The sequence below is a fragment of the Pumilibacter muris genome (genome assembly GCF_943193045.1).
Classification (GTDB): domain Bacteria; phylum Bacillota; class Clostridia; order Christensenellales; family Pumilibacteraceae; genus Pumilibacter; species Pumilibacter muris.
The window spans coordinates 1-21,690 of record NZ_CALPCN010000003.1; the positions used below are offsets into that span (position 1 = coordinate 1).

Here is a 21,690-nt window from a genome sequence, read left to right on the forward strand (position 1 = left end):
ATTTCCGTTAATGTGGATATATAAAGCCCCGCTTGAAAGCATCGAACCTTTCAAGCGGGCTTTTTTCTTTTCCTTTTGTTTTTTTGTGGGGGGTACTTTTTGGGCGAAGATTGCCGCGCTCGTTATGACAACTGCGGTGCTTGCGCAATAGGAGTTCTGCGAGGCGGGCTTTTGAAGCGGTTTTTGGGGTGGGGATTGCCGCGCTCGTTTTACTCGCTCGCAATGACAACGCGAGTGGGGGGGTAAATGGTTGGTTTCGTTTTCTGTCATTGCGAGGAGCCGCAGGCGACGCGGCAATCCCGTGCTTAACTTGCTTTATTTTTGACGCTTGACTTTGTGTGTTTACAATGGCATACGAATGCGAACATTGCGAGCACGAAATTCTTACGCGCGGCGAATAGTTTATCGTGTGCGCTTGACACGCGGCGTTGCCAAATGTTAAACTAAATAAAAGCATATAAAGAGGAACCGGGATTATGATTGATTACGATTCGTATAGTTGCAATGGAGCGGAGGCTAATCACGCGATTTTTGTCGCGTTGCCGTCGCGCGAGTTCGAAATAAAGAAAGAGCCGAGAAATACATTTCACGACTACCGCAAGCAAGAAAAATACGCCGAAATTTTAAAAGGGCTTGAAAAACGCGTCGCGGTTTTGCGCGCGGAATTTAACGAGCATCAAAAAGCGCAGGGAGCCGTAACTAACTACGGGCACGATATGGAGGACGTTTCGCTTCTTTATGCCCGCGCCCGCAAACTTTACGAATCGGACGAATACGGGCAGGCGGTGGAACTATTCGAACGCCTCGCTTTGCTCGGGCATATTGCTGCGTGTTGCGATTTGGGCGTGTGCTACGAAATGGGTTACGGTGTTGAGGAAGACTGCGTTAAAGCCGTTCGACTTTACCGCAAAGCGGCTATGAGCGGGCACGCCTCCGCGCAATACAATTTGGGGCTTTGCTACGAATTCGGGCAAGGCACGTTAAAGAACATTGAAAAAGCGGCGAGGTGGTACCGCGCCGCAGCCGAACAGGGAATAAAAGAAGCTTGCGAAAGATTGAAAGAGTTAAAGTAGGTTTCGCACCCGCAGAAATCAGTCTTTAACTTGCGCGGGCTTAGTGCACTTTCCGCTCATAATCCGCCTTGTTTTTTCTTTGATTGTTTCTTGCGGCACGCTCGGATATATCGGTTCCGCCACGTCTATTATAAAATGGGGGTGGCGATATTTTTTTCCGTTTTGTCCGTATTCTTCAAACCTTAAAGTTATGGGCACAAGAGGAACGCGGTTCTGAAACGCAAATCTGAAAGCCCCGTCTTTAAACGGACGAATATCTTCGCACAATTCCACAAGGCTGCCTTCGGGGCAAACGTGTAAAAGTCCGCCGTCGCGCAATAGTTCGTTCATTTCGGCAAAACAACGTTTTTTCTGTTCGTAGTCTTCGGGAATGGGAACTCCGCCGCTGTTACGAATAAAAAACCGCACGCTTAAATCCATATTGCGCTGAAGAGTGAGCCAATGCACCGGACGCATTCCGAAAACGAAAGTGGCAATCATTTGAATGTCGAGCGGGTGAATGTGGTTTGAAACAATCACGGCTCCCGTTTTTTTCAGCGATGCCACGTTTTCTTTTCCGAGCACTTTAACGCGGTGCACTATTTTAAGATAGGCGCGCAAAAAAACGTTTGCAACACTGCGGTGCAAAAATTTAAGCAATCGGAACGGCTTGCCTTTATCGTAGAATTTATACTCAGAATAATCTATTTTGTTTTTTTTGGTTTTCAGCTTGCAAACGTATTCGTTTTTGTTCGCAGGCGCATTTATATCCGACATAATCACCCCTTGCCTCTTTAAGAGGGCGTAACACCGTTACACGACAATAGTATAACATTATAAAAGCGTTTTAGCAACCTATTCTGCGGTAATTTCGCCTAATTTTCATTTTCTTTCTTTACAACTTCCGTAATATAGTCTATAATAATGGTATGGACGCGAAAAAGCGTAAAAATTTAATAGCGCTTTCAATAGTTGCGGGTTCGCTCGTATTGCTTTTGTTGTTGCTTTTGTGGCTCCGCACGCTTTCGCCGTCGTTTTCGGAGTTCGTTTGCCGCTACATAGCGCGCCCGTATGTTTTTATAGCGGGGCATATAACTTCGCTTTTTCCGCTGTCGTTTTTCGAGTTTTGTATTATAGTCGTTATATTCGGCGCGGTGGCTTTAATAACTCTCGCCATAGTCGGGCTTGTTCGCAAACTCGGAGCCTTAGTTTTAAAGGGAGCTCTTATTGTAGTTATATGTATTCTGTCGGTTTTTAATCTGTATTCGCTCATAGTGGGATTTTCTTATTACCGCCCCGCCGCGCCGGTGCCTCAAAGCGAAAAAGAATACGCTTCGCAAGACGTAACGAAAATGTTGCGCTATTTTGCCGACGACTTCAACGAGTTGGCGGGCAAATTCGAGCGCGACGGCAACGGAAACGTTAAATCCCCGTACACGCTAACCGAACTGAGCGACAAGTTGCGCGCCGAATACGAACGGCTCGGCAACGATTACTATTACGGCTACACTCCCAAAGCGAAAGGAATAGTAAACAGTTGGTGGCTTACTCTAAACAACATATCGGGCATCACGTTTGTGCCGCTCGGTGAACCCACAGTGAACCGAAACACCCCCGCGAGCGATATTCCGCAAACTATGGCTCACGAAATGGCGCACGCCAAAGGCGTTATGCGCGAGGGCGAAGCGAACTTTGTGGCGTATTATCTGTTGCTTTCGTCCGACGACGATTACTTGCGGTATTGCGGGTATTTTTCCACATTCTATTCTGCGCTTACCGCCGTGAACGCCGATTCGAACAAAAAAACCGATTATAACGAAATCCGCAACGGCATGGCGCCCGAAATCCGCAACGAAATTATTGCCGCGAACAAATTTTGGAGCGAGAAATCCAAACAGCCGGGTATAGCGGGATTTTTAAACCGTGTGTTCGAGAAAGTGGGCGACTTTATGAACGACATATTCTTAAAGAGCAACGGAGCCGAAAACGGAAGCGGAAGCTATTCCGATAAAGTTACCGACGGCGAAATTTCCGACACAGGACAGACTAATCCCGACACGGGCGAAATTATATATGCGGTAACTTATTCGAGTGTGCAAAAAATGTATTTCGCGGTTTACGAGCAAAGGGCGACATAAGCGTAAGCGAACGGAAAAACAAAACTCTTGACGTCGAACGTCCCGAAGTGGTATACTTAAACTGCAAAGAAACTTACGGGCGGGAATTTTTGGAGGAAAAGGAAAGAGAGCGTATAAACGTGCTCATAAAGCGAATCGCGCTTGGCGACGAAAACGCTTTAACGGAGCTGTATAACGCGGTCGGCGGGCGAATGCTGAGCGTGGCGCTTTCTATTGCGGGCGACAGAGCGTCCGCCGAAGACGTTTTGCAAGACGCGTTTTTGTCAATAGTGAAAAACGCCCGCAAATTCCGTTATTACCAAAACGGTTACGGGTGGGCGTGCACTATTGTGCGCAACACCGCTTTAAATTACATAAAAGCGCGCAACAGGCGTAGGTGCGACAACATAGACGACCTGTGTTTTCTCGCGTCCGACACTTCGGTTGAGGACGAAGCCACTGCGGGAGTAACTGTGCGCGAGGCAATAGCGCGTCTCGATAAAAAGCAGCGAGCCGCAATTTATTATAAGTATTACGAAGATTTAACGGTGAGGCAAATAGCCGCAAAAATAGGCGTTTCCAAATCGCAAGCCGACAGGATAGTTAAAGAGGCGGAAGCCGCTTTGCGAAGGATTATAGATTCGGGCGGCTGACGGGACAAAACCGCGAAAAAAATTGTTGTATTATTGCGAGCGCGGCTAAGCAATTATCGGCAAGAAAGAATGTTGAAACGAGATTGCCGCGTCATTCGCTTCGTTCGTTCCTCGCAATGACAGAACACATGTCACTGCGAGCGTAGCGCGGCAGTCTCCTGCATAAAGCGAACAATGCTTTTGGTGTCATTGCGAGCGTGGCGAAGCAATCCCGAACAATAGAGCAGCTCATAAAAAACCATAAGGAAAAATGGAAAAGAAAGACGCAAAAATCGAATACGAATTGAACTCGCTGTCGAACGGCTGTTTGCCCGACCCCGATAAAATTCTTTGGAAAGCCCGCGTGCAAATGAGAAAAGACGCGCGGGGCGAAAAAGCTCCTGTCCCTGCCGAAAAATGCGGCGCGCGCAAGGGGTGGATTTTTGCCGCTTTCGGAGCCGTTGCCGCAGTTTTTATTGTGCTTGTTATAGGAATAGGCGTTTCTAAAATTTTCCCCTCGTGGGAGCCGTCGGTCCCCGACACCGACAATTCGGTTACGGCGCCATCCGAACCTTCGTGGAGCGGCAAGTTCTACAACGCCTCGCAACTTGTGGCGCGCACGGCGAGCCATGCCGAAGCTGCGGCTGTGTTTTTGGCGGCGCGGGGCGAAGCTTTCCCCGTGCCCGACGTAGGAGAAAACGACGGCGGCTTGAATGTGGCAACGTTGAACGTAACGGTTTTTAAAAACCGAGAAACGGGAAAAGACGTGCTTATAGAGTGCAAGGCGCGCATAATGGGCGAACTCGGCGCCGACGAGCTTATTATGCGGTTCGAGCTTACGCAAGACGTTTATTCAGATAGCAAAGATTATTTAAATTTGCCGCAATACGGCGATTTGCGTTACGAGGAAGGGCGCGAAAACGGCGAATATGTGTCGCGCGCTTATATAGAAAACAAATACCGTTGCATGTTGCAAGTTATGAACGGCAACGGCTACCGTTTGGATTATTACCTTGCCGAACTGTTCGGCGAAAGTAAATAAAGGAGGTTGTCTGTATGGAAAAATCGAACGCCGGCAAACAAAGTTTAGCGTTAAAGATATTTGCGCTTTCGCTGTTTTGTTTAATGTTTTTGTTCATGCTTTTGGGTTGCGCGAGTCCCGACGGCAACTTCGGAGCAGATTCGAACGGACAGATTATGATTTCTTTGCCGACAGAGCGCGGCGATTCTTTCAGCGAAATAAACGAAAGGGGTTTTACGAAAACGGCGGATTGCGCCTCGTCGGCGTTTTCGCTCTCAACTTCTCGCTCGTCGTATTCTTATATGCGCAGAGCTGTGAATGCGGGGCGGCTTCCGTCTGCCGATTCGGTGAGAATAGAAGAATATATAAACTATTTCGATTATGAAATAGCTTTGCCGCAAGACGGTGATTTTTCGGCGGTAGCAAACGTTTTCGACTGCGGGTGGAACGACGCGCACAAGCTGTTGCGGGTGAGCTATGCGGCGAGAGAAACAGAACGCGCGGCCGCGCCTAATAACCTTGTGTTTTTAGTCGATATTTCGGCTTCTATGTACGGAGCCGACAGAATAGGACTGTTTAAAACGGCGTTGGAATACGTTGCGGAAGCGCTCGGCGAGTTTGATAGAATATCGCTCGTGACTTACGCGGGCGCCGTGCGCGTGCTTATAGACGGCGCCGACGCGTCTCGGCGCGACGAACTTTTGGAGAGCGCGAATTCGTTGCAAGCGTCGGGCGGCACTGCGGGAGAAAGCGCAATCGAAAAGGCGTATTCTCTTGCGAAAAAGAATTTTTTGCCGCAAGGAAACAACCGCATAATTCTTTTTACCGACGGCGATTTCAACGTGGGGGCGAAAAGCCCAGCCGAACTCGAAACGCTTGTAAAAAAAGAGCGGAACGGGGGAATATATTTTACGTCGGTCGGAGTGGGATACGGCAATTATAAAGACGACGTGCTCGAAGCGCTTGCAAACGCGGGCAACGGAGAAGCGTATTATTTAGACGGCGAGAGCGAGGCGAAGCGGGTGTTCGGCGAAGAACTTGCGGGAACCCTTTTCACGGTTGCCGCCGACGCGAAAGCGAACGTTTTGTTCGACCCCTCGCAGGTTGAGAGCTACCGCCTTATAGGGTACGACAACCGCATGCTTACGGGCGTCGAGTTCGAAGACGAAAAGACCGACGCGGGCGAAGTGGGTTCGGGCAAGCAAATAACCGCGCTTTTCGAAATTGTGCCCGCGCAAAGTTGCGAAATTGATTTGCCTTTCGCCACCGCCGAACTCAGATATAAAATTCCGAACGGAGGGGAAGAAAAAAGCTTAACTGTGAAAATAGAAAAGGGCGAAGAAAACCCCGACGATATATTTATAGGGTGCGTAGCAGAATACGGCTTACTGTTAAGGCGTTCGGAATACGCGCAAAACGCAAGTTTCGAGTCGTTGGAAACCCGCCTTTATTCATTGACGCTTTCCGACGATGTATACAAAACCGAATTTAAAGAGCTTGTGCGTAAGGCTCGCGGAATTTATTCAAAAAGTCGCTATTAAAAACATAAGGAGAAAAAACATGGAAACTTTGGTTATAGGCGCGTTAAACGAAGAAATAAACGGTTTGCGAGCCGCGCTTGAAAATGCGGAAAGCCGAAAGCTCGGACCGTTCGAAGTGCATTGCGGCAAGCTTGGCGGAAAGTCTCTTTTTTTGTGCCGTTGCGGAGTGGGAAAAACAAACGCGGCGGCAGCAACTTCTGCGGTGCTTACCGCGTTTCCGTCGGTTAAGCGGGTTATAAACACGGGAGTGGCGGGAGGAATAGGCGGAGGAATAAAACGTTGCGATGTTGCTCTCGGCATTAAAACCGTTCACCACGACTACGACCAAACGCCCGACGGCTATCGTAAAGGGCAGGTAGACGGCTTCGACAGCGAGTTTTTCGACGCCGACAAAAAGATGCTCGAACTTATGGAGCGCGCTCTGAAAAATGAGAACATACGCTATGTTAAAGGCGTTATAGCAAGCGGCGACCAGTTTATAGCGAGCAAAGAGACGGCTAAGAGAATAAACGGCGAATTCGGCGCTATAGCGTGCGACTTCGAGAGCGCGCCCATAGCGCAGGTTTGCGCGCTGTATAAAATTCCGTTTCTTTCGATGCGCGCAATATCCGACGACGGCGGCGACGGCGCCGTAACGAGCTTTTACGAGTTTTTGCATTCTGCCGCCGAAAAGAACGCCCGCGCGATTAAAGCGTTTATGCAAATGTAGTTTTCCTTAGGGGTAAAAAGGCGCAATTACTTGCGTTTACGGCGCTTATATGATATACTTTCCGTATATTGTTGCAAAGGGAATTGGGAGTGCTTTTTAATGAGAGTTTTCGAGCCTTACGAGTTTTTATGCCCGCATTGCGGCGTAAAATTAAAGTCGGATAAAGAAGGACTTTTGAATTGCGCCGAGTGCCGAAGAGTGTTCGAGGCGGGGCAAAACCGCAGACTTGCGCGCGAGAGCAAGGCTTATAAAAACGCTTTAATAAAGAGCGCGCCCGAAGTGTATACCGTAGCGGCTTTTTCTTACGGCGGAGAAATTAAAAAAGACGACCAGCGTACTTACGCCGGCGCATTCGATTACATAACCCAAAACCGTTACGCGAAAGAGAACCGAACGGTTTTTTTGCCGCTTTGTTTTTCGGTTGCGAAAGCCGACGGCTTTTTAAACGGTTTGATTGCTCACGAGGCGGCGCTCAAAAGTTATCGCTCCGCTTTAATCGAGTCGATTTTGGCGGCTCCGCCTTGCGATAAACGGAGCTCGGCGCATTTTGCCGCCGAGTTTTCGCGCTATGCCGAAAACGTTACGCCGTCTGCCGAGCTTAGAGAAGCTTTGGAACGCAGCGAAGAACTGTACAGCAGAGGGGCAAGCTATTACTACGAGGGGAAATTCGGGGCTGCGGTAGAGAATTTGCGCGCTTCCGCCGAGATGGGGCACGAGAAAGCGCAATATTTGCTTGCAATGTGCTATGCGTCGGGCGACGGAGTGGAAAAGAGTTTAGACGGTTGCGTTAAATGGATGAAAGCCGCCGCCGAGCAGGGCGATTCCGACGCGCAATTCGAACTCGGAATGCTTTACGGCAACGGCAAACTCGGCATAAAAGACTTAAACGAGTCGGCAAAATGGCACCGCAAAGCCGCCGAACAAGGCGACAAACGCTCGCAAGGCATACTCGGAATATATTTTCTTAAAGGTTTTGGCACGCGTCAAAGTTATGTGGAAGCGCTAAGGTGGATTCGCAAATCTGCGGCGCAAGGATATTCCGAAGGGCAATGCTTGCTCGGCGCCATGTATGCCGACGGACACGGCGTTATTAAAAACTACGAAGAAGCGAGAAAGTGGTATAAAAAAGCGATAGCGCAAGGCAACGACCTTGCGGTTGAACAGCTGAAAAGTTTGGAAAAGGAAGTGGAAAGGGAACGCTATTCGGCTGTGCGAAACGGAAATGCGCGCACTGTCGGAACGTCGCTGTATTCTTCGCCCGATAGAGAGCAAGTTGCTCGCGGCGCTCAAAATAATTCGGCGTCTCAAAAGAAAGGCTCGGTAAACTGCCTGATTTTGGCGTTGTTACTTTTCTTTACGGGACCTGTTGGCGCGATTATATATTTGATTGCGGCGGGCTCGCGCAACACGAGAGTGGCAACCTTAGTGATTGTGGGTATTCTCGTGTTTGTTTTAATAATTGTTTTCGGCGGAACGGGCGCTTGCCGTTGCGCGCTTACGCCGATTTTCGGACTTTTGCTATGAACGGCAATAAAAAAGACGGATTTTTTAACGCGGTTTACGAATGCGTGAAATCTGTGCCTAAAGGCAAAGTGGCGTCTTACGGAACTATTGCGGCAATGGCGGGCAATCCTCGCGCCGCCCGAATCGTCGGGTGGGCTTTGCACGTTAATCCCGAGCCTGAAAAGATTCCGTGCTACCGCATTGTTACCAAAAGCGGGAAAGTGAGTTCGGCGTTCGCGTTCGGCGGCGAAAACGTGCAAAGAGCTATGCTCGTCTCCGACGGAGTGGAGTTCGACGAAAACGGCAACGTAAAAAAAGAATACTTTTTTCACCCGTATAAACAGTCGAATACTTGACTTAAACCGCGCTTGGGTGTACAATTAAACGCGGAATTCGCTATGGAACATACGGGAAAAAAGCTTAAGGCGGAAGTTGATTTTACAACGCGTCCGTTGCTGAAAAAAACTATATTATTCGCTTTGCCGCTCGTGTTGTCGTCGGTGCTTCAACTTTTGTACAGCGCCGCCGACATTATCGTTCTCGGCAGATTTGCGGGCGACGAAAGCGAAGCGGCGGTTGCGGCGGTAGGAAGCACCGGCGCGCTTGTGAATTTGATAACCAACTTGTTTATAGGGCTCAGCGTGGGCGCGCTTGCCGTTGCGGCGCGTTTTGTAGGCGCGCGCGATAAAGACAGGCTTTCCAAGAGCGTGCACACGTCTATTTCCGTCAGCGTTATAAGCGGTTTTATAGTGGGGATTTTCGGCTTTTTCATGTCGGAAATGATGCTCGAATGGATGGACACCCCGAGTAGCGTTCTCGGCTTATCGGCGCTGTATCTTAAAATATATTTTGTGGGCGTGCCGTTTAACTTTTTGTATAACTTCGCGTCGAGCGTTTTGCGCGCTTGCGGCGACACGCGCCGCCCGCTTATAGCTCTTGCCGCCGCAGGAGTGGTAAACATAGGGCTTAACATAATTATGGTAGCGGGGCTGAAAATGAGCGTCGCGGGCGTGGGAATAGCTACGGTGGCGTCCGAAGCGGTTGCGGCGATAGGCGTTACGGCGGCTCTCATGCGCCGAAAAGACGCGGCGAAGCTCGTGCTTAAAAAGCTGCGCATTCACAAATCCGTGTTTGCCGACATTGTGAAAATAGGTTTGCCCGCAGGGCTTCAAGGCATAATTTTTTCGCTGTCGAACGTTATAATTCAATCGTCGATAAACGGATTCGGAAAGGTGGCAATGGCGGGCAACGCGGCGGCGGGAAACCTCGAAGGCTTTGTGTATGTGGCTATGAACTCTGTGGCGCAAGCGTGTCTTACCGTTTCGGGGCAAAACTACGGCGCGGCGAAACCGAAGAATATAGATTTGTCGCTTGTGCAATGTTTGCTTTTGGTAACGGGCACAGGCGCGGTGCTCGGCGTGGGCGTGTGGCTGTTCAGTCCGTTTTTGCTTAAACTGTACGGTTGCGGCGGCGAAGCGCTCGCTTTCGGAAAAGAGCGACTCGCGGTTATATGCACAATGTATTTTTTGTGTGGAATAATGGAAGTGCTCGTAAGCGCTTTGCGCGCAATCGGGCGTTCGGTTATGCCTATGCTCGTTAGCATTGTGGGCGTTTGCGGCGTGCGCATTTTGTGGATATACACGGTGTTCAGAACGTGGCACACGCTGTTTATTTTGCAGGTTTCGTATCCTGTGTCGTGGTTTATAACTCTCGCCGTGCACCTTGTGTGCTATCTTGCGGCGCGCAAAAAAACTTTCGCGGAGCTTAGGGCGATGAAGCCTTTATTTGCCGACGAAGCGGAAAAAGCGTGCGTTTGCGAAGATGCCGAACTTACGGTTGCCGAAAACGCTACGGAAACAGGCGGAGAAGTTGCGGCTCAGAACGCGGACAACAGAGTGGAAATAGCCGTAGATAAACTTTTGGATTCGGTGGAATGCGAGCAAGCGGGAAGCGACTCGCCTTCTCGAAAGGAGTAACTATAATGAACGTAAGCGAATTTTTAAGCAAATCTTACACTTGCTACCATGCGGTTGAAAACGCGCTCGCCATTCTGAAAAAAGCGGGTTTTGCGGAACTTTCTTCCGTAGGCAAAAATAAAGCCGCGAAAGGATACTACCGAGCGGACGGCGGCAGTCTTTTTGCGATTAAGCTCGGCGCCGAGAATATTCAGCTTGCGCTCAGCCATACCGATTCGCCGTGCCTGAGGTTGCGTTACGACGGCGGAACTTTGCTCGGAGTGGAAAAATACGGCGGCGGACTTCTTAGGTCGTATTTCGACGTTAAACTTAAAATAGCTGGCAGAGTCGCCGTTGAAAAAGGCGGCGTGTTGCGCGCCGAAAACGTGTGTTCGGATTTTAACGCGGTTATTCCGTCGCTCGCCGTTCATTTGGGCGGCGGCGAGAACGGAGAAAATTTTTTGGTTTCGCGCGATATGGTTCCGCTTTTGGGCGATTGCGGAAATTTGTTCGCTATGCTCGGCGTGCCCGACGCGGTAGACGGCGAGCTGTTTTGCGTGCCCGCCGAAGCACCGTTCGAGTGCGGCGCGGGAGGGGAATATATTTGTTCTCCGCGAATCGACAATCTTGCGAGCGTTTATGCGTCGGTTAAAGCGCTTGCCGAATGTGAAAACAAATCCACTTGCGTGGCGGCTTGTTTTAACAGCGAAGAGACGGGAAGCGAAACCCGCGACGGAGCGCGTTCGCAAAAGCTTCGCGCCTTTATTGCCGACGCGCTGAAAACTGCGGGAATTAAAGAGAATTGCGACGCGCTTTTGTCGCGCGCGTTCGCGTTTTCGTGCGACGGCGCGCACGCGCTTCACCCCAACCACCCCGATAAATATTCGAGCGGCGCTCCCACGCTCGGCGGCGGCGTAGTGATTAAGCGCAACGACCGTTACGCCACCGACTGCCTGACTTCGGCGGCGGCTCGAAAGATTTTTTCCGACGCAGGACTTAAAACGCAAGTTTACCGCCACCATCCCGACCTTAGGTGCGGCTCCACGATAGGACTTATGGCAGCGAGCGGTTTAGGCGCCGCCGTGTGCGACATAGGCGTGGCTCAACTTGCCATGCACTCCGCCGCCGAAACGGCGGCGTTTTCGGATATAGACGCGCTTGCGGCGGGGCTTACCGCGTTTTTTAACAGGGAAGTGATAGTGTCGGAAAACGAAATAACGGTAAAGTAACGTTCTATTCGGCTCGCCGCTTCGGTTTCGCGCATATATAAAAGTATACGCAAAAAGGAGGACGGCAAAATGAGAACGGTGGAATACAACCGCGAGAGCGCGGTGCAATACGCCTTGCAGTGGGCGTATTCGCGCAATCCTATGTATTACGATTTTTCGGGGCTTGGCGGCGACTGCACCAACTTTGCGTCGCAGTGCATATATGCGGGAAGCAAGCAAATGAACTTTACGCCCGTTTTCGGGTGGTATTATATATCGGCTTCGAACAGAACCGCTTCTTGGACGGGCGTTGAGTACCTCTATAATTTTCTTGTGGGTAACGTTTCGCTCGGTCCGTTCGGCGAAGAGGTGGGAAGAGCGGCTTTGCAAATCGGCGATATTGTTCAGCTCGGAAATTCGGAAGGCTTTTATCACACGCCCGTTGTGTGCGGATTTTCGGGCGGCGTGCCGCTTGTGTGCGCGCACTCGAACGACGCGCGCAACCGTCCGCTCGATTCTTATGTGTTCGAGAGGGTGCGCTACGTTCACATAGAGGGCGTGCGCGTTCCGTAGCACTTTAATTTTGTTCGACCGACTAAATTTCTTGACTTTACGCTTCAATGCGGGTATAATTTAATAAAAAGGAAAGGGCATTTATGAAACGCGTCGAACTTAAAGAACTTACCGAAAAGAAAGCGGAATATTTGAACAAAGAAGTAACGGTTTGCGGTTGGGTGAGAACCTCACGCGACTCGAAGAACGTGGCGTTCGCCGAACTTAACGACGGCTCGGCTATGCGCCATACTCAGATTGTTTTCGATAAAAGCAAGTTTGCTCCCGATATTCTCGGAAACTGTTTGAATTTGGGCTCCGCGCTGAAAATAACGGGAAAACTCGTTGAGGGCATGAAAGCCGAAGCGGTTGAAATCGTCGCCGAAAAGGTTGAGCTTTTGGGCGAATGCGACCTTAGCTACCCGTTGCAAAAAAAGCGTCACACAATGGAGTATTTGCGCACAATTCCGCATCTTAGAGTGCGCACCAACACTTTCAACGCAATGTTCCGTATTCGTTCCGAGCTTTCGTATGCGTTGCACGAATTTTTCCATAAAAACGGCTTTTACTATGTGCACACCCCCATTATAACGGGAAGCGACTGCGAAGGGGCGGGCGAAATCTTTAAGGTTACAACCGTAGGCTACGCGCCGAACGTTAAGAGCGAAGAGGATTACTACAAAAACGACTTCTTCGGTTGTGCCGCAGGGCTTACCGTGTCGGGGCAGTTGGAAGGCGAAGTTATGGCTACGGCTATGGGAAAAATTTACACGTTCGGTCCCACTTTCCGCGCCGAAAATTCCAACACGCCGCGCCATGCTGCGGAGTTTTGGCAGATAGAGCCCGAAGTGGCTTTTGCCGAACTCGACGATATTATAGAAATCGCAACCGATATGATAAAGTATATCGTGCGTCATTTGCTGACCCGTTGCGCCGACGAGCTCAAATTCTTTGACGAGCGGTTTGAAAAAGGTTTAATTGCAAAGCTTGAAAACGTGGCGAACAGCGAGTTTGCACGAGTTGACTACACAGACGCTATCGAAATACTAAAAAAGAGCGGCAAACAATTCGTGTATCCCGTAGAATGGGGTTGCGACCTGCAAACCGAACACGAGCGTTACCTCACCGACGAAGTGTATAACAAACCCGTGTTCGTTGTGAACTATCCCAAAGATATAAAATCGTTCTATATGAAACTCAATCCCGACGGCAAGACCGTTGCCGCCACCGACTTGCTCGTGCCGGGCGTGGGCGAAATAATAGGTTGCAGCGAGCGCGAAAACGACTACGGCAAACTTTTGAAAGCAATCGAAGTTCGCAACATGAAAATGAGCGACTACGAGCAGTATTTGGATTTGCGCAAGTTCGGCTCGGTGCCGCACAGCGGTTTCGGGCTCGGGCTCGAACGTATGCTGATGTATGTTACCGGAATAGGCAACATACGCGACACTCAGATATTTGCGAGAACGAAAAGCAATTTGAGCTGAATATATAGAGAAAACTTTGGTGCGGACAAGCCGAAAACAAAAAGCGAATAACCCTCAGAGGTAAAAATAAACATGAGAACAATGATAAAAGACGTTAAAAAGCACGACGGAGAAATCGTGGAAATCTGCGGTTTCGTTAAGCAAATCCGCGACAAAAAGACCATGCAGTTCATGGTTGTGCGCGACGTTAGCGAATCCGTTCAGCTCACCATAGAAAAGAACGAACAAAACGCCGAAATCAACAAAATAGTTTCGTCGCTTACGGTGGAATCGTCGGTTAAAGTGACGGGCAAGGTGCACGTTGACGATTTCGTTAAATTAAACGGTGTGGAAATTTGGCCGAGAAAAATAGAGGTTTCAAACCTTGCCGATAATTTCCTGCCTATCGACATGACCGATTTTAACGAGACCAACCGCGATAAACGCCTTGACTGGCGATTTTTAGACCTGAGAAGCAGAGAACACCAACTTATATTCCGCACGCAAACCGTTGCCGAAATGGCTATGCGCGAATTTTGGCTCTCGCGCGGATTTACCGAAATCCATTCGCCCAAACTCGTGGGAAATCCGAGCGAGTCGGGCGCGGAGTTGTTCGAGCTCGAATATTTCGACCGCAAGGCGTATCTTGCGCAGTCGCCGCAGTTTTATAAGCAAATGGGAATAGCGTCGGGCTTCGAGCGCGTGTTCGAAATAGGACCCGTTTTCCGTGCGAACAAGTCGAGCACCACCCGTCACGACACCGAGTTTACGAGCGTAGACTGCGAGTTTGCTTGGATTGATTCGTTCGAAGACGTGATGAAAATGGAAGAAGAGTGGTTGCATTACGTTCTCAAAAGCGTAAAAGAAAAGCTCGGCGACGAAATAAAAGAAGTGTTCGGCAAAGAGGTTGTCGTGCCGTCGCTTCCGTTCCCGCGCGTTACAATGGAAGAAGCTAAGGCGATTATAAAATCGCTCAACTACGAGGTTCCGCCCGAAACGAAAGGCGACCTCGACCCTACGGCGGAAAAGATGCTCGGCAAATACGCGCAGGAAAAGTTCGGTCACGAGTTCATTTTCGTAACGGAATTTCCCACGTCGATTCGTCCGTTCTACCACATGTATAAGCCGTCCGACCCCACTAAAACGCTCAGCTACGATTTGCTTTGGAACGGTCTCGAAGTTACGACGGGCGCGCAGCGCGAGCACAGGCTCGATTACTTTGTGCGTCAGGGCATAGAAAAGGGAGTTCTTCCCGCAAAAGTGCTTCGCGCCGACGGAAGCGTCGATTTCGACGCCGTGCCGCAGGGAATGCAGTCTTACGTCAGTTTGTTCCGTTACGGTTGCCCTCCTCACGGCGGCTACGGCTTCGGGCTTACGAGAATGCTCATGAATCTTCTCGGCTACGGCAACGTTAGGGAAGTGACCTACGTTTATCGCGGAGTGGATAGACTTTATCCGTAATACCGTCGCCCAAACGCAAGTCGGCGCTACGATGCGTGCGCGCAAGCGCACACTTCCTTGCTTAACCCGACTTGGGCGAACTTAACAAAGAGTCCTTTCGCGGTACACGCCCGCGAAAGTCAATTTCTCGCCCAAACGCAAGTCGGTGCAATCGCTTGACAGAGCGCGGGCGCTGTGTTAAAATATACCAAACCGACAAAGGCGTCGAAACGGAAGTTTCGGCGTTTTGTGTTACAGTGGGAGAAACTTGCAATGTATTCGCTTAAACTTACCGAAAATTATACGCCGAAACTGTCGCAGCGCGAAACCGAAAAGGCAATAAAGCTTGTTAAAGACGGATTCCAAAGCGTGTTTTCGTCGGCGCTCGGGTTAGAGAGAATTTCGGCGCCCGTTATGGTGCGTTCGGGCTCGGGTTTAAACGACGATTTAAACGGCGTGGAACGCCCTGTGCGCTTCGACGTTCCGCAAGCGGGGTTCGAGGTGGAAATAGTTCATTCGCTCGCCAAATGGAAGCGCATGGCGCTGAGCGAATACGGATTTAAAAGCGGCGAAGGGCTGTATACCGATATGAACGCCATAAGGCGTGACGATTCTCTCGACAATTTACATTCCGTATATGTAGACCAATGGGACTGGGAAAAGGTTATAGAACGTTCGGACAGAACGGACGAATTTTTAAAAAGCACCGTTCGCAAAATAGCGAAGGCGCTCGCCGACACGAAAGACATAATAAACGGCTTGTATCTCGCGCTCAAAGAAAAGCTTTGCCCCGAAGTGTATTTTATAACGAGCGAAGAGCTTTTGAAAATGTATCCTAACAAAACCGCCAAAGAGCGCGAGTACGAAATAGTAAAAAAACACCGCACGGTATTCGTTCAAAAAATAGGGGGAGCGCTATCCGACGGAACGCGCCACGACGGGCGCGCGCCCGATTACGACGACTGGGACAAAAACGGCGATTTGCTGTTTTGGCATTACGCTCTCGGCGAACCGATTGAGATTTCGAGTATGGGCATAAGGGTAGACGCGCAGTCGCTACTCGGTCAGCTTACTGATGCGAACGCGCTCGACAGGCTTAAATACGAGTATCACAAAGGAATTATGTCGGGTTCGCTTCCGCTCACGATAGGCGGCGGAATAGGGCAGTCGCGCCTTTGCATGCTTATGCTCGAAAAACTGCATATAGGCGAAGTTCAAGTGTCGGTTTGGCCCGAAGAAATGCTGCGGGAATGCAAAGCGGCGGGAGTGCCGATTCTATAATGTTACGCGTTGCTAACGCAATAATCGCGAGCGCCTCGCTTTACGCCGAAACCTGCCAAAAGGAGAAGATTTTATGATAAGAGCAACTGTTTGGAACGAATTTGCTTTTTCGTGCAAAAGCCCCGAAGCGCTCGCGGTGTATCCCAAAGGTCACCACGAGGTTATTAAAGATTTTTTAAACGCTGCGGGAGACATTAAAGCAAAAGCGGTTACTCTCGACATGCCCGAACAAGGCTTGCCCGACAAACTCTTGAAAGAAACCGACGTATTGCTTTGGTGGGGACACTGCCTGCACGACGATGTTTCGGACGCCCTCGCCGATAAAATCGTTCGCAGAGTATACGAGGGAATGGGGCTTATTTTGTTGCATTCGGCTCATTTGAGCAAACCGTTTAAACGAGTGCTCGGCGCAAGCGGCAGGCTCGATTGGGGCGAGGGCGGCGAACGCGAACGTTTGTGGGTTACTAATCCTTCGCATCCCATAGCTAAGGATTTGCCCGCATATATAGACTTGCCGCTTGAAGAAATGTACGGCGAGCCGTTTGGTATTCCCGAGCCCGACAATACGGTTTTTACTTGTTGGTATCAAGGCGGAAGAGTGTTTCGCGGCGGAATAACGTACAACAGAGGCGCGGGAAAAGTTTTCTATTTTCAACCCGGTCACGAAACTTTCCCCACTTATAAAAATCCGCTCATTCAAAAAACTCTCGTAAACGCCGTCAGGTGGGCGTATTCTAACGGCGCCACGCAAAAAATCGATTGCGAATGCGTTAAGCCGCTCGAAAAGCTAAATTAGCGTGATTTAACGCCTTTTAGAATGAGCAAAACGCCCATAACTGCGGAGAGCCCGCCGAACGCTATAAAAATTATACTCGGTATAGTGATACCCATAGGCGCCGAAATATAGTCGGCGGGGTTGTTCGGGTTATAAGAAATTTCATGCTCGCTTCCGAGCGACGGGCGTATGCTTTTTTTGGAGTCGCGCATTTTATATGTTTTGCCGTCAACCTTATATTCGAGCACCGCAACATATGTTGTTTCGTATTCGCCGTCGCTGTCTTTTTCCCATCTTGTTTCAACGTCTACCACAACGGCTACGGCTTTCGGCCATGCGGCAATTTTCGCGTCGGCGCTCTTTTTGTAAATTAAAATTCCCGCAATAAGACCTATGCCCACAATCACAAGAACCAAGCCGCCTATTATAGTTGTTTTTGCGGATTTTGCCATATCGGTAAGCCCCTCCGAAAAAGATATATATAATTATACTATGATTTTTATATTCGGTCAAGTTCGTATAAAGTAAACAAGCAAAAAAATAACGTCCGCAGTGTTTGGCATTGACAAACTACGCAAAAAAACTGTATAATTATTAAAACGAAAACGGGCGGAAACGCGCAATAAAAAATCATGAGAATAGACGAAATTTTAAAAAACAAACGGACGCTTTCGTTCGAAGTGTTTCCGCCCAAAAAGAGCGGCACGGGAACGCGAGAGCTGTTTTATAGCATTAACGAACTTAAAACGCTTAAACCCGATTTTATAAGCGTTACTTACGGCGCGGGCGGCTCTAACGCGCGCAACGCAGCCGAAATCGCCGGCTATATAAAAAGCGTGGGAGTGGAGCCTCTCGCCCATATAACGGGCGGACCGTCTTCTCCGCAAGATATAGACTGCGTTTGTAAAGAGCTTTCTCGGCTCGGCGTGGAAAACGTGCTTTGTTTGCGCGGCGATAAGCCCGCCGAATACAACGCCGAATATTGCAAACATTTTCCGCATGCCACCGATTTGATAAAATATATAGAAAAATACGGTTTTACGGCGGGAGCCGCATGTTATCCCGAAGGGCATGTTGAGTGCGAAACTCTGTATGCCGACCTCGAAAATTTGAAAAAGAAAGAGGCGTGCGGGGCAAAGTTTTTCATAACTCAAATCTTTTACGACAATTCGTATTATTACAGGCTTTTAAACGAGGCGCGCAGAATGGGCATAACCGCGCCGTTGTTGCCCGGAATAATGCCGCTTACGAGCGCGAAAAACATAGCGCGCATAAAGAGCATGTGCGGCAGCACAATTCCCATAGAGTTCCGCAACATGCTCGAAATTTACTCCGAAAAACCCGCCGTAATGCGCGAAATAGGTTTAAATTATGCGGTGTATCAAATTATAGACTTAATAGCTAAGGGCGCGCCCGGCATTCACCTTTATATTATGAACCGCGCGGATACGGCGGCTGAAATTTGCCAAAGGCTGAGGCATGTGTTCAATGAATATTTCTGAATTAAAGCCGAGAATATACGGCTATCTCGGTTTTAAAGGGGCGGTCGCGTCTCCTCAAACCGACGCTCTTATAGCCGAGTGTTTAACCGAGCTTGATGAGCAAAACGAATTTAGAGTAACATATAAGATTTTTACCGAGCGTCCCGCTTTTTTAAATAAGCCGCCTTACGAAAGTTTTTTAAAAGGAGCGTCCGCCGTTGTGATAGAGGTCGCGTCGCTCGGCGCAACGGCCGACGCGCGAATAAAGTACCTTTCGGTTGCGAACGCCGCAAAAGCGGTTGTGTTCGACGCATGCGCGAGCGCTTTTCTCGAAGCGTGCGCCGACGAATGGGAAACCCGTTTCGGCGAGACGAGAACTTACCGCTTTTGTCCCGGTTACGGCGGAAGCGAAGTTTACGATTTGAAATATGTTTTCGAGTTGCTCCAACCCGAAAAGGTGGGCGTTACTCTGTCGGAAAGCTACTATATGTTGCCGTCTAAAACTGTGGCGGGAATAATAGGAATAGGGATTTCGGCTCGCAAATCGTGCGAAAATTGTTTTATGTTGCCTCGTTGCGAATACAGAAAGGAGGGCGCAAGGTGCTACGACTCGGAAAAGAACTGATGATATTCGACGGGGGAATGGGAAGCGAACTTTCAAAAAAAGGTCTTTTCGGAAATCCCGAAGAACTAAACGTTACTCACCCCGAAGAGGTGAAAGAAATACACCGCTCGTATTCGTGCGCGGATTTTATAACAACAAACACTTTCGGTTTAAACGGTATAAAATACGTTGGAAAATACGGCTTGCGCGAACTTGCGCTCGCCGCTGTGGAAAACGCTCGGGCGGCGGGAAAAAAGGTGTTTTTCGACGTGGGACCTACGGGCTCAATGCTCGCGCCGCTCGGCTCGCTTTCTTTCGACGAAGCGTATAGCGCGTTCGCCGAAATTGCCGACATAACGAAAGACTGCGTAGACGGCTACATTGCCGAAACTTTTTCCGACTTATACGAATTAAAAGCGTGCGTGCTCGCGCTTAAAGAACACGCGAACAAGCCTGTGTTTGCAACAATGACGTTCGACGCGCGCGGCAGAACGCTTACGGGCGCAACTCCCGAAATAGCGGTTGAGGTGCTCGAAGGTTTAGGGGTTGACGCGCTCGGCGCGAATTGCTCGCTCGGACCTAAGGAAATGCTCGGAGTTGCGAAAAGGATACTCGCGTGCAGCGGAGTGCCTGTGTTGTTGCAACCCAACAGAGGTCTGCCCGTTTTAAAAGGCGGAAAAACCGAATACGAACTTTCCGCCGATGAATTCGCGTTTTACGCCGAAAAGTTTGCGGAAATGGGCGCAAGCATAATAGGCGGCTGTTGCGGCACCGCACCCGAATTTATAGAAAAGCTGTGCGCGCTTAGAGGCTTGCAAGTTAAGCGCAAACAAATTAGCCGCCCTACGGCGGTAACTTCGGGCACCCGCATCGTTGAATTTTGCGGCGTGAAAGTCTGCGGCGAAAGGCTTAATCCCACAGGCAAGCCCAAACTTAAAGAGGCGCTTATTGCTCAAAATTACGACGAAATTATAGGGGAAGCCGTGCGGCAAAAAGAGGCGGGCGCGGATATTCTCGATATAAACGTGGGGCTTCCGCAGTTAAACGAACCCGAAGTTATGGAAACCGTGTGCCGAAAAGTTTCGGAGTATGCGGATTTGCCTTTGCAAATAGATTCGTCTAATCCCGCCGCGATTGAACGTGCGGTAAGGCGATACAACGGCATTCCGCTTATAAACAGCGTAAACGGGGAAGAGATCGTTATGGCGAAAGTGTTCCCCATAGCCAAAAAATACGGCGCAGTTGTGCTCGGGCTCACTATGGACGGGCGTGGTGTGCCGCCCACCGCGCTCGAGCGTTTTGAAATTGCAAAAAAAATAATAGAGCGCGCCGCCGATTACGGAATAGAGCGTCGCAAAATTATTATCGACACTTTGGTTCTTACCGCGTCTGCCGAGCAAAAACTCGTTAAAGAAACGTTGGAGGGATTAAGGCTTGTTAAATCGCTCGGCGTTAAAACCGCGCTCGGCGTTTCCAACGTTTCGTTCGGGCTTCCCAACCGTCCGCTTTTAAACAAAACCTTTCTTGCGGCGGCGCTTGCTTGCGGGCTCGACATGCCTATAATGAATCCGCTCGACGCCGAAATGACGGCAACGTTGAAAGCTTTCGGAGTGCTCTCGGGCACCGACGAAAACGCGGAAAAATATATCGCGGAATATAAAGATTTTTCTCCCGCTTCTTCGGTTGCGGCGGCGGTTAAAAAAACGGAAAACGGCTCCGCGCCCTCCGCCACTTTGCGCGACTGTATTTTGCTCGGGCTTAAAGAAAAGGCGGAGGAACTCACGCGCAAAGAACTCGAATCGAACGAGCCGATGAGCGTTGTGAACGGCGTGCTTATTCCCGCGCTCGACGAAGCGGGAAAGCTATACGACGAAGGTAAATTGTTTTTGCCTCAACTTGTGGCGGCGGCGCAGGCGGCTAAAACCGCTTTTAAAGCGGTGTCGCATAAATTGCCGAAGCAAGGAGTTTCTCGCGGCACGGTTGTGCTTGCAACCGTTAAGGGAGACGTTCACGACATAGGCAAGAATATAGTTAAAGTGGTGGCGGAGTCTTACGGCTATAATGTTGTGGATTTGGGAAAAGACGTCCCGCCCGAAAAAGTTGCGGAAGCGTACTTAAAGCACAAACCGCTTGCGGTGGGGCTTTCCGCGCTCATGACCACAACGGTTGAGAGCATGGAAAAAACGATTATGGCGCTGAGGGCGGCGGGGTGCGGTCGAGGAATATTTGTTGGCGGAGCGGTTTTGAGCCGCGAAATCGCCGAGCAAATAGGCGCGGATTTTTACACTAAAGACGCGCTCGAATTTGTGAAAACGCTTGATTCGTTTGCTTCGCGCTAATATGCGAGTATGCT

At 49.8% G+C, this 21,690-nt stretch carries 21 protein-coding genes; 18 read left to right on the forward strand and 3 right to left on the reverse strand.

What is annotated here, in order from left to right; genetic code table 11:
• A partial coding sequence (locus tag NFR62_RS04455; protein WP_251614880.1) for a hypothetical protein occupies positions 1-270 on the reverse strand: 270 nt, incomplete at its 3' end.
• Positions 271-476: 206 nt separating this feature from the next.
• Between NFR62_RS04455 and NFR62_RS04460 the strand changes: the two genes are divergently transcribed.
• Positions 477-1,073: a tetratricopeptide repeat protein gene (locus tag NFR62_RS04460; RefSeq protein WP_251614883.1), complete on the forward strand. Its 597-nt coding sequence runs from the start codon at positions 477-479 to the stop codon at positions 1,071-1,073.
• 18 nt (positions 1,074-1,091) lie between these two features.
• On the opposite strand, the gene NFR62_RS04465 is transcribed toward NFR62_RS04460, so the two are convergent.
• Entirely contained in the window at positions 1,092-1,829 is a 738-nt protein-coding gene (locus tag NFR62_RS04465) for a lysophospholipid acyltransferase family protein (RefSeq protein WP_251614886.1), read from the reverse strand.
• A gap of 152 nt (positions 1,830-1,981) precedes the next feature.
• Between NFR62_RS04465 and NFR62_RS04470 the strand changes: the two genes are divergently transcribed.
• The 14 genes from NFR62_RS04470 (at position 1,982) to NFR62_RS04535 (ending at position 17,273) form a co-directional block, all read left to right on the forward strand.
• Positions 1,982-3,190, forward strand: a complete 1,209-nt coding sequence (locus NFR62_RS04470; RefSeq protein ID WP_251614889.1) for a DUF3810 family protein — start codon at positions 1,982-1,984, stop codon at positions 3,188-3,190.
• Positions 3,191-3,237: 47 nt separating this feature from the next.
• A complete protein-coding gene (locus NFR62_RS04475; protein WP_251614892.1) occupies positions 3,238-3,822 on the forward strand; it encodes an RNA polymerase sigma factor in 585 nt (194 codons plus the stop codon).
• Between the two features lie 250 nt (positions 3,823-4,072).
• Complete coding sequence (locus tag NFR62_RS04480) at positions 4,073-4,843, forward strand: hypothetical protein (RefSeq protein ID WP_251614895.1); 771 nt, start codon at positions 4,073-4,075, stop codon at positions 4,841-4,843.
• Positions 4,844-4,857: 14 nt separating this feature from the next.
• Complete coding sequence (locus NFR62_RS04485; protein ID WP_251614898.1) at positions 4,858-6,363, forward strand: vWA domain-containing protein; 1,506 nt, start codon at positions 4,858-4,860, stop codon at positions 6,361-6,363.
• A gap of 19 nt (positions 6,364-6,382) precedes the next feature.
• Entirely contained in the window at positions 6,383-7,072 is a 690-nt protein-coding gene (locus NFR62_RS04490; protein ID WP_251614901.1) for a 5'-methylthioadenosine/adenosylhomocysteine nucleosidase, read from the forward strand.
• Positions 7,073-7,171: 99 nt separating this feature from the next.
• Positions 7,172-8,596: a tetratricopeptide repeat protein gene (locus NFR62_RS04495; RefSeq protein WP_251614904.1), complete on the forward strand. Its 1,425-nt coding sequence runs from the start codon at positions 7,172-7,174 to the stop codon at positions 8,594-8,596.
• Positions 8,593-8,931, forward strand: coding sequence for an MGMT family protein (locus tag NFR62_RS04500; RefSeq protein ID WP_251614907.1), 339 nt, complete (start codon positions 8,593-8,595; stop codon positions 8,929-8,931). Before NFR62_RS04495 ends, NFR62_RS04500 begins: the two co-directional genes overlap by 4 nt.
• Before the next feature lie 42 nt (positions 8,932-8,973).
• A complete protein-coding gene (locus NFR62_RS04505) occupies positions 8,974-10,551 on the forward strand; it encodes an MATE family efflux transporter (protein WP_251614910.1) in 1,578 nt (525 codons plus the stop codon).
• 5 nt (positions 10,552-10,556) lie between these two features.
• Positions 10,557-11,759 (forward strand): zinc-binding metallopeptidase family protein, encoded by a 1,203-nt coding sequence (locus NFR62_RS04510; RefSeq protein WP_251614914.1) that lies wholly within the window; start codon positions 10,557-10,559, stop codon positions 11,757-11,759.
• A 69-nt stretch (positions 11,760-11,828) separates the two neighbouring features.
• Positions 11,829-12,311 carry an amidase domain-containing protein gene (locus NFR62_RS04515; RefSeq protein WP_251614917.1) on the forward strand — a complete coding sequence of 161 codons (483 nt, stop codon included), beginning with the start codon at positions 11,829-11,831 and terminating at the stop codon, positions 12,309-12,311.
• Between the two features lie 83 nt (positions 12,312-12,394).
• Positions 12,395-13,777, forward strand: a complete 1,383-nt coding sequence (gene asnS / locus NFR62_RS04520; protein ID WP_251614920.1) for an asparagine--tRNA ligase — start codon at positions 12,395-12,397, stop codon at positions 13,775-13,777.
• Positions 13,778-13,849: 72 nt separating this feature from the next.
• Positions 13,850-15,217, forward strand: a complete 1,368-nt coding sequence (gene aspS, locus NFR62_RS04525; RefSeq protein WP_251614935.1) for an aspartate--tRNA(Asn) ligase — start codon at positions 13,850-13,852, stop codon at positions 15,215-15,217.
• Positions 15,218-15,469: 252 nt separating this feature from the next.
• Positions 15,470-16,477 (forward strand): aspartate--ammonia ligase, encoded by a 1,008-nt coding sequence (gene asnA, locus NFR62_RS04530; RefSeq protein WP_251615747.1) that lies wholly within the window; start codon positions 15,470-15,472, stop codon positions 16,475-16,477.
• A gap of 73 nt (positions 16,478-16,550) precedes the next feature.
• Positions 16,551-17,273, forward strand: coding sequence for a ThuA domain-containing protein (locus NFR62_RS04535; RefSeq protein WP_251614939.1), 723 nt, complete (start codon positions 16,551-16,553; stop codon positions 17,271-17,273).
• Here the strand turns inward: NFR62_RS04535 and NFR62_RS04540 are convergent.
• Complete coding sequence (locus NFR62_RS04540) at positions 17,270-17,704, reverse strand: DUF3592 domain-containing protein (RefSeq protein WP_251614942.1); 435 nt, start codon at positions 17,702-17,704, stop codon at positions 17,270-17,272. The two genes, NFR62_RS04535 and NFR62_RS04540, sit on opposite strands and share 4 nt — an antisense overlap.
• A gap of 180 nt (positions 17,705-17,884) precedes the next feature.
• On the opposite strand from NFR62_RS04540, the gene NFR62_RS04545 reads away from it, so the two are divergent.
• Genes NFR62_RS04545 through NFR62_RS04555 form a run of 3 tightly spaced genes read left to right on the forward strand, consistent with a single transcriptional unit; the run spans position 17,885 to position 21,676 of the window.
• The gene (locus tag NFR62_RS04545) at positions 17,885-18,754 is read left to right on the forward strand and encodes a methylenetetrahydrofolate reductase (protein ID WP_251614945.1); all 870 of its coding nucleotides are present in this window, start codon (positions 17,885-17,887) and stop codon (positions 18,752-18,754) included.
• Positions 18,741-19,358, forward strand: coding sequence for a vitamin B12 dependent-methionine synthase activation domain-containing protein (locus NFR62_RS04550; protein ID WP_251614948.1), 618 nt, complete (start codon positions 18,741-18,743; stop codon positions 19,356-19,358). Before NFR62_RS04545 ends, NFR62_RS04550 begins: the two co-directional genes overlap by 14 nt.
• Complete coding sequence (locus NFR62_RS04555; protein WP_338049891.1) at positions 19,334-21,676, forward strand: homocysteine S-methyltransferase family protein; 2,343 nt, start codon at positions 19,334-19,336, stop codon at positions 21,674-21,676. Before NFR62_RS04550 ends, NFR62_RS04555 begins: the two co-directional genes overlap by 25 nt.
• Positions 21,677-21,690: the final 14 nt, after the last annotated feature.

What these genes read in the sequence shown, in the direction of transcription:
- NFR62_RS04460 (WP_251614883.1), top strand. Translation starts at nt 477, where the DNA reads ATGATTGATTACGATTCGTATAGTTGCAATGGAGCGGAGGCTAATCAC.
- NFR62_RS04465 (WP_251614886.1), bottom strand. Translation starts at nt 1,829, where the DNA reads ATGTCGGATATAAATGCGCCTGCGAACAAAAACGAATACGTTTGCAAG.
- NFR62_RS04470 (WP_251614889.1), top strand. Translation starts at nt 1,982, where the DNA reads ATGGACGCGAAAAAGCGTAAAAATTTAATAGCGCTTTCAATAGTTGCG.
- NFR62_RS04480 (WP_251614895.1), top strand. Translation starts at nt 4,073, where the DNA reads ATGGAAAAGAAAGACGCAAAAATCGAATACGAATTGAACTCGCTGTCG.
- NFR62_RS04485 (WP_251614898.1), top strand. Translation starts at nt 4,858, where the DNA reads ATGGAAAAATCGAACGCCGGCAAACAAAGTTTAGCGTTAAAGATATTT.
- NFR62_RS04490 (WP_251614901.1), top strand. Translation starts at nt 6,383, where the DNA reads ATGGAAACTTTGGTTATAGGCGCGTTAAACGAAGAAATAAACGGTTTG.
- NFR62_RS04495 (WP_251614904.1), top strand. Translation starts at nt 7,172, where the DNA reads ATGAGAGTTTTCGAGCCTTACGAGTTTTTATGCCCGCATTGCGGCGTA.
- NFR62_RS04500 (WP_251614907.1), top strand. Translation starts at nt 8,593, where the DNA reads ATGAACGGCAATAAAAAAGACGGATTTTTTAACGCGGTTTACGAATGC.
- NFR62_RS04505 (WP_251614910.1), top strand. Translation starts at nt 8,974, where the DNA reads ATGGAACATACGGGAAAAAAGCTTAAGGCGGAAGTTGATTTTACAACG.
- NFR62_RS04510 (WP_251614914.1), top strand. Translation starts at nt 10,557, where the DNA reads ATGAACGTAAGCGAATTTTTAAGCAAATCTTACACTTGCTACCATGCG.
- NFR62_RS04515 (WP_251614917.1), top strand. Translation starts at nt 11,829, where the DNA reads ATGAGAACGGTGGAATACAACCGCGAGAGCGCGGTGCAATACGCCTTG.
- asnS (WP_251614920.1), top strand. Translation starts at nt 12,395, where the DNA reads ATGAAACGCGTCGAACTTAAAGAACTTACCGAAAAGAAAGCGGAATAT.
- aspS (WP_251614935.1), top strand. Translation starts at nt 13,850, where the DNA reads ATGAGAACAATGATAAAAGACGTTAAAAAGCACGACGGAGAAATCGTG.
- asnA (WP_251615747.1), top strand. Translation starts at nt 15,470, where the DNA reads ATGTATTCGCTTAAACTTACCGAAAATTATACGCCGAAACTGTCGCAG.
- NFR62_RS04535 (WP_251614939.1), top strand. Translation starts at nt 16,551, where the DNA reads ATGATAAGAGCAACTGTTTGGAACGAATTTGCTTTTTCGTGCAAAAGC.
- NFR62_RS04540 (WP_251614942.1), bottom strand. Translation starts at nt 17,704, where the DNA reads ATGGCAAAATCCGCAAAAACAACTATAATAGGCGGCTTGGTTCTTGTG.
- NFR62_RS04545 (WP_251614945.1), top strand. Translation starts at nt 17,885, where the DNA reads ATGAGAATAGACGAAATTTTAAAAAACAAACGGACGCTTTCGTTCGAA.
- NFR62_RS04550 (WP_251614948.1), top strand. Translation starts at nt 18,741, where the DNA reads ATGAATATTTCTGAATTAAAGCCGAGAATATACGGCTATCTCGGTTTT.